This is a genomic window from Amycolatopsis orientalis DSM 40040 = KCTC 9412 (genome assembly GCF_000478275.1).
GTDB lineage: Bacteria > Actinomycetota > Actinomycetes > Mycobacteriales > Pseudonocardiaceae > Amycolatopsis > Amycolatopsis orientalis.
Genome location: NZ_ASJB01000065.1, coordinates 82,438 through 96,756 on the forward strand (window position 1 = coordinate 82,438; position 14,319 = coordinate 96,756).

At 69.2% G+C, this 14,319-nt stretch carries 11 protein-coding genes; 3 read left to right on the forward strand and 8 right to left on the reverse strand.

Translation table 11 applies throughout. The features are described 5' to 3' along the window. Nucleotides 1–57: 57 nt before the first annotated feature. A complete protein-coding gene (locus L324_RS24045; RefSeq protein WP_037312885.1) occupies nucleotides 58–957 on the forward strand; it encodes a LysR family transcriptional regulator in 900 nt (299 codons plus the stop codon). Here the strand turns inward: L324_RS24045 and L324_RS24050 are convergent. After that, nucleotides 937–2,382 carry a peptide ABC transporter substrate-binding protein gene (locus L324_RS24050; RefSeq protein ID WP_081736449.1) on the reverse strand — a complete coding sequence of 482 codons (1,446 nt, stop codon included), beginning with the start codon at nucleotides 2,380–2,382 and terminating at the stop codon, nucleotides 937–939. The genes L324_RS24045 and L324_RS24050 overlap by 21 nt on opposite strands. Nucleotides 2,383–2,483: 101 nt before the next feature. Between L324_RS24050 and L324_RS24055 the strand changes: the two genes are divergently transcribed. After that, nucleotides 2,484–3,821, forward strand: a complete 1,338-nt coding sequence (locus L324_RS24055) for an LVIVD repeat-containing protein (RefSeq protein ID WP_037312888.1) — start codon at nucleotides 2,484–2,486, stop codon at nucleotides 3,819–3,821. Nucleotides 3,822–3,892: 71 nt separating this feature from the next. On the opposite strand, the gene L324_RS24060 is transcribed toward L324_RS24055, so the two are convergent. The 5 genes from L324_RS24060 to L324_RS24080 form a co-directional block, all read right to left on the reverse strand. After that, complete coding sequence (locus tag L324_RS24060; protein ID WP_081736450.1) at nucleotides 3,893–4,435, reverse strand: DUF4232 domain-containing protein; 543 nt, start codon at nucleotides 4,433–4,435, stop codon at nucleotides 3,893–3,895. Between the two features lie 131 nt (nucleotides 4,436–4,566). Beyond that, nucleotides 4,567–6,345 carry a choline/carnitine O-acyltransferase gene (locus L324_RS24065; RefSeq protein WP_037312891.1) on the reverse strand — a complete coding sequence of 593 codons (1,779 nt, stop codon included), beginning with the start codon at nucleotides 6,343–6,345 and terminating at the stop codon, nucleotides 4,567–4,569. Beyond that, nucleotides 6,342–7,190 (reverse strand): class I SAM-dependent methyltransferase, encoded by an 849-nt coding sequence (locus tag L324_RS24070; RefSeq protein ID WP_037312894.1) that lies wholly within the window; start codon nucleotides 7,188–7,190, stop codon nucleotides 6,342–6,344. Before L324_RS24070 ends, L324_RS24065 begins: the two co-directional genes overlap by 4 nt. A 16-nt stretch (nucleotides 7,191–7,206) precedes the next feature. Beyond that, a complete protein-coding gene (locus L324_RS24075) occupies nucleotides 7,207–8,058 on the reverse strand; it encodes a HalD/BesD family halogenase (protein WP_037312897.1) in 852 nt (283 codons plus the stop codon). Nucleotides 8,059–8,208: 150 nt separating this feature from the next. Then, nucleotides 8,209–10,764 carry a bifunctional FO biosynthesis protein CofGH gene (locus L324_RS24080; RefSeq protein ID WP_235783634.1) on the reverse strand — a complete coding sequence of 852 codons (2,556 nt, stop codon included), beginning with the start codon at nucleotides 10,762–10,764 and terminating at the stop codon, nucleotides 8,209–8,211. Between the two features lie 185 nt (nucleotides 10,765–10,949). Between L324_RS24080 and L324_RS24085 the strand changes: the two genes are divergently transcribed. Further along, nucleotides 10,950–12,560 carry an IS1634 family transposase gene (locus L324_RS24085; protein WP_037312903.1) on the forward strand — a complete coding sequence of 537 codons (1,611 nt, stop codon included), beginning with the start codon at nucleotides 10,950–10,952 and terminating at the stop codon, nucleotides 12,558–12,560. Here the strand turns inward: L324_RS24085 and L324_RS24090 are convergent. Then, nucleotides 12,499–13,257, reverse strand: a complete 759-nt coding sequence (locus tag L324_RS24090) for an SDR family oxidoreductase (RefSeq protein WP_037312941.1) — start codon at nucleotides 13,255–13,257, stop codon at nucleotides 12,499–12,501. The two genes, L324_RS24085 and L324_RS24090, sit on opposite strands and share 62 nt — an antisense overlap. 8 nt (nucleotides 13,258–13,265) lie before the next feature. Beyond that, nucleotides 13,266–14,063, reverse strand: a complete 798-nt coding sequence (locus L324_RS24095; protein ID WP_037312906.1) for an alpha/beta fold hydrolase — start codon at nucleotides 14,061–14,063, stop codon at nucleotides 13,266–13,268. Nucleotides 14,064–14,319 lie beyond the last annotated feature (256 nt).

Sequence of the window (14,319 nt, forward strand, 5' to 3'; positions counted from 1 at the left end):
CCCGGTTGTGGCGATAAGTCCAAGGCATAGATCTCACCACTCCGATAAGATTCGTTCATGACCAGCCTGCGGCAGCTCGAATACCTGGTGACCGTCGTCGACACCGGGTCCTTCACCCGGGCCGCGGAGTTGCTGCACGTGACGCAGCCCGCCCTGTCGCACCAGATGCGCGCGCTGGAGAAGGGCATCGGCGGACCGCTGCTCGAACGCCTGCCGCGCAGTGTCCGGCTCACGCCGATGGGGCGCGCCATGCTGCCGCACGCCCGCGCCACCCTCGCCGACGCCGAACGCGCGCGCTGCGCCGCCCGGCAGGCGTCCGGGCTGGAGGCCGGGGAACTGCAGATCGCCACGGTCTACTCGGTCGGCCTGGGCGTCCTGCCCGCCGCGCTGCGGGTGTGGCGCAGGGAGCGGCCGGAGGTCGACGTCCGCCTGGTGGAGTTCCGGCACGCGGACGAACTGCGCGACGCGATGGCGGCGGGGAAGGCCGACGTCGCGGTCGGCCCGGTCCCGCCGGGCTGGGACGGGCCGGTGCGCGAACTCGGCACCGAGGAATTCGTCATCGTCCTGCCGATCGACGGGCCGCGTGAGGACGACGGCACGGGCGTCGTCGACCTCGCGACCCTCGCCGACTGCGCGTGGGTGCACTACGCGCCGGGCAACGGCCTGGCCGACCTCGTCGACCAGGCCTGCGCCGCGGCGGGATTCCAGCCGAGGGCGGCGGTCCGGACCGAGCAGACCGCGGCGGCGCCGGTGCTCGCGGCGGCGGGTCTCGGTCCGGCACTGGTCCCGGCCAACGTGCTGCCCGAAGGCTTCCCCGGCCGCGTCCTCAGGCCCGAACCGGCGATCCGGCGGACGCTCGCCGCCTACTGCCGGAGCACACCCGATCCGCTGACCTCGGCCTTCATCGACGTCGTGGCGGGGGAGTGCACCCTCGGGTCATCGCACGGAAACCGCTGACAGGTCCACGCTCCCGAACGGGGTCGCCTTCACGTCGCCGACCCGGTCCGCCCAGACGGCGTGCCCGTGCCCGGACCACAGCGGGGCGACCGGCAGATCCCGCAGCAACTGGTTCTCCGCCAGCCGATAGACCTCGCCGCTGGCGCCGGATTCGGTCTCCTCGGCCGATTTCAGCAGGTCGGCGAACCCGTCGCTGGAATAGCCGGTGAGTTCGACGATCTTGGCCAGTACCTCTTGCGGGCTCGGCGTCGCGAGGTCCAGGTCGATCGCGAACGGCCCCTTGCCCGGATCGGCGGCGAGCGGGATGCCGACCGCCGCGGTCATCTGTTCGGCCAGCGGCCGCACCCAGTTCCGCTCCGACCGTTCGAAGCGGACCGCCGATCCGGCCGGGAACTCCGCCTGGCCCAGCAGGGATTTCCCGGCGCCGGCGTCGAAGGTGCACGGGCGGCAGGTGCTGCTGCGCTCGCCGGGGGCGACGGCGGGCGGCAGGAGTGACTTCGCCGGATCCACCTGCCTGCCGAGGACACCGGCCTCCAGTGCGGCGCGGTCGATCCCGAGCGCGAAGCCGTGCCGGACCGTGGCGTCGGAGAAATACTCGGCCGTCAAAGGGAAACCGAGGTAGGAGACGGTGGGCAGGGCCCACATCACGTGGCGCTGCGCGAAATCGGTGTGCATGGCCTCGTGCCGGTCGCCGGGGACCACCATGGAGAGATCGAGTTTCCCGGACTTGACGCCGTCGTAGAGGGCCGCCGCGTCGCCGATGTTCAGCTCGATCACGCGCGCCTTGCCCGGTGAGTCCGTGACCCGGACCAGTTTGACACCCGACGGCTGCCAGCCGCCGTCCATCCGGAACGGTCCGTTGCCGACCGGCTGGGAGAAGAACCGGATCCAGTCGCGCGACGCCAGCGCCGACGCGGGCAGCGGCACCAGCGCGGGAGACGAGAGTAGTGCCGGGATCTGCCCCGACGGCCGGTCGAGGACGAGCCGGATCGTGAGCGGATCCGGCGCGGTGATCTCCTTGGCGCGCACCAGATCCTTCAGTACCCGGGAACCGGCCCAGCTCTCCTGCGCGACGACCTTCCAGGTGTCCACATAGGACTGTGCGGTGACCGGGGTGCCGTCGTGGAACTTTTCGCCGTCCTTCAGCTTGACCGTCCACGTCACCCGGTCGGTACTGGTGACCGATTCCGCCGCCCGTGGGGTCATTTTTCCCGTCGCGGGGTCGTAATCGCCCAGTGGCGTCCACAGTGCGCTCGTGACCAGCCTGCCGGTCTGGTCGCGGATGTCGGCGGGATTCGTCGACGCCGGCGCGGACACGCCCACGCGAAGTACGTCCGGTGCGGGCGGTTCGCCGGATTCCGTGCAGCCCGCCGTGACCAGGGCGGCGGCGAGGAGCGGAGCCAGAAGTCGCAAGCGCATGGTCATGTCATAGCAGTCCCGCACCGACCAACGGCGGTTGTGCCGGGCAAAGCGGTGGCCATAGGGTGCGGGGACCAGCCTGGGAGGTTTCTGTGCGAGGAAACTGGTTGCTTCGTTCATGCCTGGCGATCGCCACGGTCACCGTGACCCTGATCGCCACCGGATTGCCCGCCGCCGCGTGCGGCGAAGAGGACAAACCGGCGAATGAGAAGGCCCGGGTCGCGGGGGCGCCCGGTGCGGTGAAGAACGTCAAGGCCGTCGGCAACGTGCCCGACGCGCAGGGCGCCATCGCCATGGGCTTCCTGCAGTACGGCCACCGCGACGTCATGGCGGTTTCCGGCGAGTTCGGCCTGAAGGTCTACGACCTCACGAAGAATCCCGCGGCGCCGAAGCTGATCGGCGAGGTCAGCCTGCCCGGCCTGTGGGAGACCGAGGACACCGAGGTCGACGTCGAACGCAAACTCGTGTTCCTCGCGCGGGATCCGCGCGCTTACGGCGGCACCACGCAGACCGGTGAGTCCGGTATCTACATCATCGACCTGAAGAACCCGGACAAACCGGCCATCCTGAGCTACACCCAGGTGCCGGCCGGTCATACGACCAGCTGCGTCGACCACTGCCGGTACCTCTGGACCGGCGGCCCGGCGAAGGCCGCGAACCAGCCCGCCGAGTGGGGCGGCCGCCCGATCTGGGTGACCGACATCCGCGATCCGCGGAACCCCAAGACCTTCCCGAACCCGATCGAACTCGCGCGCAACGACGGCAAGACCGACTACGTGCACGACGTCCAGGTCGACGACGAGGGCGTGGCGTGGGTGTCCGGCCGCGGTGGCGTCCGCGGCTACTGGACCAGCGGATATCACCGCGATCCCCTGCTGGGCAAGGTCCGCCGCGCGACCGCGTTCAACCCGGTCCCCTACGCGGGCGGCGGGATCGAGGAGACGGCGGCGCCGTCGAAGTTCATGCACAACAGCTTCCACCCGGCGGGACACCGGTCGGCCGACGGCGCCGACTCGAACCGCTGGCACGGCCGCGATCTCATCTACGCCACCGAAGAGAGCTTCCTCGACGGCTGTGCCGGTGACGGTGTGCTGACGATTTCGTCGCTGCAGAACTCGTACAACGGCGAGGGCTGGCGTTCGACGCCCGAGAAACCGTTCCGTCTCAAGTCCGTCGGCACGTGGAGCGTCGCCGGGCAGGAGGGCAGCGACCCGACGACGGGTGACTGCTCCGCGCACTACTTCGACGTCCGCGGCAAGGTCCTCGTGCAGTCGTTCTACACGCAGGGCACGCGGTTCCTCGACGTCAGCGACCCGACCGACCCGAAGCAGATCGCCTACTTCCGCCCGGCGGACGCCAGCGCGTGGGCGCCCTACTGGCACAAGGGTTACGTCTACGTCGCCGACAACACTCGCGGAATCGACATCCTGAAGCTCACCGCCTGACCCGTGGTCTCGTGAGTGGTAATGACGGTTCTAACCGTCATTACCACTCACGAGGGCGGTCGTGACGGACCTCAGTTCTTGAGCTTCGGGTTCCAGGCCGTCAGCGTGAGCTTGCCGGTGGTGCCGAGATCGGTGTCGACCGTGATCCGCTGCTCCGGGTCGCCCTTGGCCGCGGCGACGGTCACGTACGCGCCCGCTTCCGGCGAGCCCACGGTGACGGTGTTCGACCAGGAGACCACCGACAGCAGGGTGCCGCCGGGTTGCACGGTCTGCGGGCTGACGCCGGGGTCGATCGCCATATACGAGCCGCCGTGCTCGATGCTGACGTTCATCGGCCGCTTTTCCTTGTCCAGCAAGCGGACTTCGGGATAGCCGGTGAGCGTGCGCGGGGCCTGGCCGCAGTTGGTGAGCGTGAGCACGATCGCGCGATGGCCCAGCGCGGCCTCGACCGGTCCCGACTTCACCGTGACACCTGTGTCGAGACAGCCCGCCGGTTCGACGAGGCCCGGCTCCGGCGTGGGCACCGTCAGCGGGGCCGGCGCCGGTGGCGGCGAGGCCGTACACCCCGCCACCACGAGCAGCATTCCGCCCAGCAACCCCAGTTTTCCCAGCACCGCCGAACCCTATCGAAGTCCGGTGTCGTTAGTGGCGATTCGGGTTATTTAATAGAACCCGAGTCGCCACTCACGACCACCTGTACCCACCGCTCACCTGAAGCCTCACTCACGACCGCCTTCACGGACCGCTAAGCCAGCAACTCCTGCAGTTCGCGGATGGCGCCCGCCAGTTCCGTCGCGAACAGCTCCATCTCGTGCGCCACATGCTTCGGCGTGCACAGGTAGATGTTCAGCCGGTCCGGCAGCAGCACGTACGCGACGCCGATGCACTGCGGGCTGGTCGACCCGAAGCCGAAGTACTGGATGTTCACCGACGGCGCCGAACTGGTGCTCAGGTAGTCGTTGCGCATCTTCAGCCAGCCCGGCGACGAGTACAGCGCCGGGGACTCCTCGACGCCACGCCGCTTCTGGATCAGCTGCAGCTCCCACAGGTGCTGCTCCGGCGCTTCGCCCGCCTGACACTCCTTCGCCCGCGTGACATGCTTCGCCGCCGCCGCGCGGAAAGCCGCCTGACGGGTCTGCCGGTCCGCGGCCGGATCGTCCATCACCTGGACGAACCACTGCACCTCGGGCGTCACCACCCGCATCGCTTCGGTGCGCCCGTTCTGGTACTGCCGCGTCGCGATCGACTCGTACGTCGTGCCGGTGATCCCCTTCGCGCGTTTGTGCGCGAGCTGATACGCCATCTGCGCGAAGCCGTCGGGGGACATCCCCAGTTCCTTCGCCCGCTTCGCGCCGAAGTCGGTGAAGGACACCGTCTTCGTCGCTGTCGCGTCGGCGTACGCGGCGAAGGACGCGGCCGCGGCACGGGCGTCCTCTCGGAGCGCGTCACCCAGGACGAACTCGATCACCTCGGACGCCGGGACACCGTCGGCGGGTGGCCGCTCCAGCCGCGAACCGCTCAGCAGCGCGTCGGTGAACCCGAGGATCGTGGTCCCGTCGAGTTCGCAGTGCTCGACGTTGATCCCCGCCGTGCCGTCCTCGAACACGATCAGCGACACGGCCTTGTCGAACCAGCGGTTGCCGCTGTCGCCGTGCAGCAGCTTGTCGCAGGCCTCCTGCGTGTCCGACGGCGTGAAGTCCTCCAGGCACAGGCAGAACAACGCCGTCTCGATCTCGTCGAGCGCGGCCGCGTTCCCGGCGGCGAGCAACGCTTCGCGCGTCGCCGCCCACTCCGCCCTGGCCTTGGTGGTGAAATGCCCGGCGGCGCTCTGCGGATCCTCGACGAAGTTCCCCGACTTGACGATCGCCTGCAGCCCCGCGACCAGCTGTTCGGGGGAATACGGCCGTCCGTCCGGCGCGATGACGTCCATCCGGAACGGGGTGTCGCGGTGGAAGACCACGATATGCCGTGCCTTCGACGGTCCCGGCCAGTCCTCGCGGTACGGCGTGCGCGCGGTGTCCTGCACGGCGCCGGGGATCCGCGTCGCCGAGAACAGGTACTTGTGCTGCACCATCGACTGCGGCTGCCCGCGCACCACGATCGGCGGGATCAGTTCCTCGTCCAGCTTCAGCTTGTAGTCCACCGCCGACGCGGCCAGTTCGGCCGCCCGCTCCAGCTGGCCGAGCGGGGATTCGGAGAACAGGAAGAAGAAGTTGGCGTTGAGCGCGATCCGGTCGCGGCGGCCGAGGTAGCGGTACGGCCAGAAGGTGTCGAGCCAGCTGCGCACCCCTTCGCCGCGGTCGAACTCCTCGAGCGCGCTCTGGAGTTCGTGCGCCGGGCTGCCTTCCGCGAGGAATTCGGCGACGGCGCGCTCGGTCTCCGCCAGCTCGCCGGGGGTGAGCAGCGGCGAGCACCATTCGAGGAACCGGCGGCAGGTGTCCTCCAGGCTGGGGACGGGGACCCTCGGCAGGATGTCCTCGTTGCCGAACGTGCGGGTGGACGGTTCCGGACTGCTCACGATCATCCTTGATCTAGAAGGGGCAGGGCGTTCAGCACGGCGGCGAGCCCGTCCGCCGAACCGTTCGGGCGGGAGACGTACAGCCGCGCGTACAGCCGGCCGTCGGCTTCCAGCCCACGCGGGTCGACACCCGCGACGGACAGGTTGTCCAGGATCTGGGTCCGTTCCTCTTCCGAAGCGAATTTCCGCTGCCGGAAGACACCGTCGATCCCGGCCGTTTCGTACCCCAGTTCGGCGAGGCTCGCGGCGACCGGTTCGTAGGAGAACATCCGCAGCACGAAATGCGCCATCCACGGCCGGCTTTCCCGCGCGATCCGCACGAGGGTCTTCTCCGTGACGTAGCCGACGCAGCCTGTCGAGATGACGATGTCGACTTCGGCCAGCAGCGCGCGCTGCTCCTCCGTCGGGTCCCCGCTCTCCAGGTCCGCGTGGATCGCTTCGTCGATGAAGCCCGCCGAGAGCGCGTAGTCCAGTGCCGGTGCGGAGGTGTCGAGGCCGATGAAGCGGACCCCGTCGCCACCGTCGAGCCTTTCGGCCATTCGCCGGTCGTGCGCGATCAGGTCGTCCCTGCTCAGCGACTCGCCGTTCGCGTAGTGGTCGTACAGCCGCTCCATCGAGGTGTCACAGCGGTGCAGCGCCGCGTTGACGCCGTAGGAGCACCCGAGGTCGAGCACGGTCGGCTTCTTGACGTCCTGATCCGCGCGGTACTCGTCGATCAGCTGCGCGAAGTAGGCCTTGGCCTGCTGGGGGATGGCGTAGTCCAGCCTGCGCAAGGTGCCGAAGAAGGCACGCGGATCGGGCTCGGTGTAGATGTGGTCGAAGGAGATCTTGCCGGTCGAATCCCAAGGCACTGGCCAAACTCCTGACTTAGTCGAGCAGCTCGTCGCCCCGGACGGCGGCCGAGGCGACGTGTTCGGGCAGGACCCTGCCGAACAACTGTCGCGTCCGTTCCGGACTGCCGATGACCCCGGGGCGCTCGCTGTACGCGAAGATCGCGGAATGGCGGGCGATTGCCCCTTGAACAGTACTCACGCGGTGAAGCGCGAAGCGTCCGCGAAACAGCTGAAGATCACCGGGACGCAGAGTGAGTCGCCGGATCAGGTGATCCCCTTCGCCCGCCAGGACGGCACGGACGTCGTCGAAGTTCTCCGCCCGTTCCGAGCGGATGTTCGGGCAGTATTCGAAGACACCGCCGTCGGCGGCCTCCTGCGTGAGCATGCTGACGGTGAATTCGTTGGTGTCGAAATGCCACGGATGCGAGCGCCCCGGTTCGATCACGTTCAGCACCAGTCCGGACAGCGGATCGGCGAGTTCGTGGAGCGCGGGGAGTTCGAAACAGTCGGCGACGAACCGCTGGAACTCGGGGCTCGTGTACAGCTGCTGGATGATCGCGGTCGGCGGGATCTGGTCGCGGGCCACGAAGGCGTTGCCGCGCTCCATGATCGTGCGGCCGGGATGGCCTTCCGGCAGCGGAGTGTCGACGGCGATGTTGTAGGCGTTGACGCGTTCGATCTTCGCGTACGCCTCCGGAGCGATCTTCGCGCCTTCGCGCCGAAGGACCTCGTGCAGCTCCGGGCGGACGAAGTCGGCCAGGACGCTGCAGCCCGTTTCCCGTAGTTCGGCGCGCGTCCGGGCGACGATTTCGCGCCAGGCCGGGCTTCCCGGTTCGGAGAGCGGATAGCGGGCGGTGTCGGCCACCTGGACTGCGCTCGCGGTCATCGACGTCCTCTCGGCTGCCCGGAAGTGATTCTCGGGTTTAGCACAGAAAACGCCCGTGGCCCCCGCGCCTTGTGAGCGGGGACACACGCAAAGTGATGGCTCCCTTACCCGCGTCCGTACGCGGGTAAGGGAGCCATCAGGGACTTTTCGTCAGCTGGTGACAAGCGGCAGCAGCGGTCGCCGGACCGCGGTCGCGACACCGTCCGACGCCTCGGCCGCGGCGATCCGCTCGGGCGTCGGCGTGCCGTATTCGGTGGTCCGCTGCCGCAGTGGACGACCCAGCGGCTCGACCATCGCGCGCATGTCGCTGATCGTCTTGTACGACCCGTTGGCCGCACCCGCCATCCGGCTGATCGTCTCCTCCATCAGCGTCCCGCCGATGTCGTTGACCCCGCCCTGAAGGACGGCGCGGCTGCCTTCCTCGCCGAGTTTCACCCAGGAACTCTGGATGTTGTCGATCATCCCGTGCAGCAAGAGCCGGGCCAGCGCGTGCACCGCGCGGTTCTCCCGCAGCGTCGTCCCGGCCCTGGCGAGCCCGGCGAGGTAGATCGGCGAACTCTGGTGGATGAACGGCAGCAGCACGAATTCGCTGAACCCGCGCCGCCCGTTGCGTTCCAAGCCTTCCCGCTGCAGCTTCGCCAGCAACTTCAGATGCCCGACCCAGTGCGCCGGGGTGTCGACATGGCCGTACATCATCGTCGACGTCGTCGTGATGCCGAGTTTGTGCGCGGTGGTGACGACGTTGATCCACTCCGACGTCGGCAGCTTGCCCTTCGTCAGTACCCAGCGGACGTCGTCGTCGAGGATCTCCGCGGCCGTGCCCGGCAGCGAGTCGACACCCGCCTCCTTCGCGCGCGCCAGCCAGTCCTCGATCGACAGGTTCGTCCGCGAAGCGCCGTTGACGACCTCCATCGGCGAGTACGAGTGCAGGTGGATGTCCGGCTGACGCCGTTTCACCTCGGCCGCGAGATCGAAGTACGCGGTGCCGGGCAGATCCGGGTGGATGCCGCCCTGCATGCAGATCTCGGTCGCGCCCGCGGCCCACGCCTCGTCGACCCGGTCGCCGACCTGCTCCAGCGAAAGCGTGTACGCGTCGGCGTCGGTGCGCCGCTGGGCGAACGCGCAGAACCGGCAGCCGGTGTAACAGACGTTGGTGAAGTTGATGTTCCGGGTGACCACGAAGGTGACGTCGTCGCCGTTCACCTCACGGCGCAGGTCGTCCGCGATCCGGGCGAACGCGTCGAGTTCCGGGCCGTCGGCGTGCAGCAGCGCCAGCGCCTCGTCGTCGGACAGCCCGGCGGGGTTCTTTTCCGCGCTGCGCAAGGCATCCCGGATGTCGAGGTCGAACCGCTGCGGCGCGGTCTTGATGTTGCCCTTGATCTCCGCCCAGTCGCCGTAGACCGAATCGAAGTCGCTGCGGCGGTCCTCCGTGCGGCCGATGGTGTCGACCTCGACGTGCAGATCGGTCCGCCCGGCCTCCTGCCAGCCGCCGTCCGGCTCCTGCCACGGGATGCCCACCGGGATCGCTTCCTCGATCGCCAGCCCGGTCTCGGCGTCGGTGAGCGGCGCGAGATGCGCGTTCATCCGCGGGTCGAGCCACGGCTCGCCGGTCTTGACGTATTCCGGATAGATCGGCAGCCGCTCGCGCACGGTGAACCCGAGTGCTTCGGTGCGGCGCTTGAGTTCGTCGATCTGCGGCCACGCGCGTTCGGGGTTGACGTGGTCGGGGGTCAGCGGCGAAACACCGCCCCAGTCGTCGATGCCCGCGTTCAGCATCAGCTCGTACTGCTGCCCGATCAGGTTCGGCGGCGCCTGGATGCGCATCTTCGGCCCGAGCACGAGCCGCGCGACGGCGATGGTCGCGGCGAGTTCCTCGAGGTCGGCGTCCGGGGTCGCGCGCATCTTCGTATCCGGCTTCGCCCGGAAGTTCTGGACGATGACCTCCTGGATACCGCCGTAGGTCTTGGCGACCTTGCGGATCGCGAACAGCGAGTCGGCCCGTTCCTCGAAGTTCTCGCCGATGCCGATCAGGATGCCCGTGGTGAACGGCACCGAACTGCGGCCGGCGTCCTCCAGCACCCGCAGGCGGACGTCGGGGTCCTTGTCGGGCGAGCCGTAGTGAGGGCCGCCCTTCTCGGTGTAGAGCCGCTTCGCGGTCGTCTCCAGCATCATGCCCATCGACGCCGAAACCGGCTTGAGGCGCTGGAAGTCCTGCCAGGTCAGCACGCCGGGGTTGAGGTGCGGCAGGACGCCGGTCTCCTCCAGCACCCGGATCGCCATCGCGCGGACATAGGAGAGCGTGTCGTCGTACCCGTGCGCGTCGAGCCAGTCCTTCGCCGCCTTCCAGCGGTCTTCGGGACGGTCGCCGAGGGTGAACAGCGCCTCCTTGACGCCCATCGCGGCGCCCTTGCGGGCGATGTCGAGGACCTCGTCGGGGGAGAGGAACGGCGACTCGACCCGGCCGGGCACGGTCGCGAAAGTGCAGTAGCCGCACCGGTCCCGGCACAAGCGGGTCAGCGGGATGAACACCGAACGGCTGTAGGTCACCACGCCGGGGCGGCCCGCCGCCACGAGGCCGGCGTCACGGATCCGGGAGGCGTGCTCCGACAACGTCTTGAGATCGTCGCCGCGCGCTTGGAGCAGGATCGAGGCCTCGGTGAGGTCGAGGGTCTTCCCGTCGCGCGCCCGGGCGAGCGCCCGGCGCATCGCCGAGGTGGTGGGGGCGGTCGCGTCAGCGTCGAGTGCCATTCCCGCACGCTATGGCCGGACTCGCCCCACCTGCCAGTGTGCATCCGGCCACCACCTCACCCACCTGGGTGTGGTCACTGTTTGCGCTGGTCAGCGAGTGATCACGGTTGCCGATCAGCAGGCCGCGGTGTATTACCTAAAGTGTGGCTTCGGTGATCGGCAAGAAGGTCGGCGGGCGGACGTACTACTACCTCGTCACCTCCGCGCGGGTCGGCGGAGAGCCCCGCGTGGTGTCCCAGCGTTACCTCGGCACGGCCGAGGAGATCGGGCGCGCGATGGACGGCGACGTCTCCGCGCCCGGCGAAGCGCGTCACCGGACCTTCGGCGACGTCGCGGCGGTCTGGGCCACGCTGAACCGGCTCGGCTTCGTCGAGCGGGTCGACGAAGCCGTCGGCGCGCAGCGCGCCACGACGACGCTGGGGACGCATCTCGCGCTCGCCGTCCTGCACCGGGCGACCGCACCGGAGACGGAGCTGGCCACGTGGTGGGAGGACGGCGTCGCACGGGAGTTCGTGAAGGCCGACCTGGCGAACCACTGGCGAGCGCTGCACCGGCTCACCCCGGACCGGATCGCGCGGATCGAGGCCACGGTCGCCGACGCCGTACTCGCCTGGCTTGGGACGGGCGGCGCCGCACTCGCCGTGGACGTGCCGCAGTTCGCCACCTTCACCACGGCCGACCCCTGCCGCTGCGAACTCGCCGGACTGGGCATGGTGGTGACCAAGGACGGCGCGATCCCACTGGCCTCGCACGTGTACCCGCGAGAGGGGGCCCCGCCGTTCGCCGCGCTCGCCGACGACCTCCGCGGACGGCATTCCGCGGGCGACGTCACGCTGGTCTTCACCGCCGGTCAGGCCGCGCAAGTGGATCTCGGACGGCATTTCGTCGGCGCCCTGCCGTTGTCGGAGCATCCGGAGCTGCTGGCGAAACCGTCGTCCGCGCGGAAACCCGTCGACCCCGAGCGCTTCGCCGGGCTGACCGCCCTCGACACCAGGGCGATGGTCGCCGGGGTGCGGCGGCGCGTGATCCTGACCCATTCGGAGACCCTGCACAACGCGCAGGCCCGCGCGTTCGGCGACGAACTCGGCACCGCGACCCGCGAACTCGCCGGCCTCGACGCGGCGCTGGCCGCCGGTATCTACCGGGGCGACCGGAGCCAGGTGAACGCCGAGATCGCCCGGATCACGCGCGGCCGCCGGGTCGAGCGCGTGCTCTCACCTTCGCTGACCGGAACCAAGCCGGGGGAGATCCGGCTGACGTGGAAGGTCGACGACGCCGCCGTCTCCCGGCTGCGCGACGAGTTCTTCGGGAAACAGGTGCTGGTCACCGACCACGACTGGCCCGTCGCGGAGGTCGTCACCGCCTACCGGGCGCGAACCCACCTCGACTCGACGTTCCGCTGGCTGACCGGCACCGCCGTCGCCGGGCCGTCGCCACGCTGGGACTGGACCCCGCACCGGATCGCCGTGCACACGCTGGTCACGGTGCTCGCGTCGACGGTCACCCACCTCATGCGGCGCGAGGCCGACCGTGCGGGGATGAACCTGTCGGTCCGCGAACTGATGGACAGCCTGGCCGGGATCGGCGAGACGGTGCTGCGCTACCCGTCGACCGGCGGCCGTCCCCGGACGCGGCGCCTGCTGACCGAGCGGAGCCCGGAACAGCAGGCGCTCTTCGACCTCTTCGGCCTGACTAGCTCTCCCGGTGGATCCGCAACGCGGAGAAGCTCTGCACCACCGGCATCAGCTCGATGACGTTGATGTTCACGTGCTCGGGCTGCGAAGCCGCCCAGAAGACGGACTCGGCCACGTCGGCGGCGGTCAGCGGCGTCGTGCCCTTGTAGACGTCGTCGGCCTTGCTCTGGTCGCCCTCGAACCGGACGACGGAGAACTCCGTGCCACCGACCATGCCGGGCTCGACGTTGGTCACCCGGACGCCGGTGCCGTGCAGGTCCGCGCGCAGGTTCAGGCTGAACTGGTGCACGAACGCCTTGGTCGCGCCATAGGTGTTGCCACCGGGGTAGGGGTAGGTGCCCGCGATCGAACCGATGTTGATCACGTGCCCGCGTCCGCGCTCGACCATCCCGGGCAGCAGCGCGCGGGTGAGGTGGACCAGGCCGGTGATGTTCGTGTCGATCATCTGGTCCCAGTCGTCGAGCTTCGCCCGGTGGGCGGGCTCGAGCCCCTTGGCGAGGCCGGCGTTGTTGACCAGCAGGTCGACGTCGGCGAACTCGGCGGGCAGCGTGCCGGGCAGGGCGGCCACCGCGTCGGCGTCACGGACGTCCAGTTCGTAGGGGAGGACGTTCTCGCCCAGCTCGTCGGCCAGCTTGGCCAGCCGGTCCTTGCTGCGCGCGGCCGCGACGACCTTGGCGCCGTCCGCGGCGAACCGGCGGACGATCTCGACGCCGAACCCCGCGCTGGCGCCGGTCACGAAGACGGTCTTCTGGGACATGGAGACGATCACCCAATCTCTTTCAAGAACCGTGCGAACACGGCGTTGAACTCGGCCTCGCGCTCCAGGTTAGGCATGTGGGCGGCCCCCTCGATCACCGCCAGGGTGGAGCCGGGGATGAGTTCGTGCATCAGCTCGGCGTCCGCCACCGGCGTGAACTCGTCCTCGGTGCCGACGACGACCAGGCTCGGCACCGCGACCTTCGTGAGGCTTTCCCGGTAGTCCGGCCGCTCGGCCCGTCCCCTCAGTGCCGCCGCGGCGCCTTCCCTGGGCGTCGTGCGCATCATGCCGAGGACGTGCGCCGCCACATCCGGCATCGTGCGGACGTTCTCCGGCGAGACCATCTTCGCCAGCACCTCGTCCGCGTAGGGGTTCAGTCCTTCGGCGAGGACGCGGTCCGCCATCGCGTTGCGGACGCGTTTGCCCTCCTCGGTCTCTGCCTGCGGGGAGGTGTCGGCGAGTAGGAGCCCGGCGACGCGTTCGGAGTAGGTGCGGTGGAACTCCATGACGATCTGCCCGCCCATGGAGAGGCCGCCGAGCACGAAGCGCCCGAGGCCGAGTCGATCCGCGAGACGGGCGATGTCCTTGGCGAAGACGTCGAGCCCGGTCTTGCCAGGGACCACCGTGGTCTCGCCATAGCCGCGGAGGTCAGCGGTGATGACCCGATAGCCCTCGCGACTGAAGCGTTCCGCCTGCGGGCGCCACATCGTGCGGTTGAAGGGGTGGCCGTGGACGAGGACGACGGGCAGCCCGGTGCCGAGGTCGTCGTAGGCGACGGTGATGCCGTCGAGTTCCGCAGTGCTCATGGACCCGAAGCTAATCGGAGCAATCAGGTAGATCAATACGGAGCAATGTACTCGGAGCAATGTTCTTCGCCTGGTGTTCTCGCGGGTTCTCCGCCGGTCCGGCCCGGCGATCATCGGCTCAGGACCGGTTTTGGGCCTCTGACCTGCGGGAATGTCGTTAAGGTACCCCCCTGTTTTCGGGGGTTTCCGGCCATGTAAAGTTCTCCAAGTCGCCAGGGAAACCGGGTGGCCGACCGGGACACGAACCAAGCTCTCG

Excerpts from the sequence above, each read along its gene's own strand:
- L324_RS24045 (WP_037312885.1), top strand. The coding sequence starts at position 58 with ATGACCAGCCTGCGGCAGCTCGAATACCTGGTGACCGTCGTCGACACC.
- L324_RS24050 (WP_081736449.1), bottom strand. The coding sequence starts at position 2,382 with ATGACCATGCGCTTGCGACTTCTGGCTCCGCTCCTCGCCGCCGCCCTG.
- L324_RS24065 (WP_037312891.1), bottom strand. The coding sequence starts at position 6,345 with ATGATCGTGAGCAGTCCGGAACCGTCCACCCGCACGTTCGGCAACGAG.
- L324_RS24075 (WP_037312897.1), bottom strand. The coding sequence starts at position 8,058 with ATGACCGCGAGCGCAGTCCAGGTGGCCGACACCGCCCGCTATCCGCTC.
- L324_RS24080 (WP_235783634.1), bottom strand. The coding sequence starts at position 10,764 with ATGCGCCGGGCGCTCGCCCGGGCGCGCGACGGGAAGACCCTCGACCTC.
- L324_RS24090 (WP_037312941.1), bottom strand. The coding sequence starts at position 13,257 with ATGTCCCAGAAGACCGTCTTCGTGACCGGCGCCAGCGCGGGGTTCGGC.
- L324_RS24095 (WP_037312906.1), bottom strand. The coding sequence starts at position 14,063 with ATGAGCACTGCGGAACTCGACGGCATCACCGTCGCCTACGACGACCTC.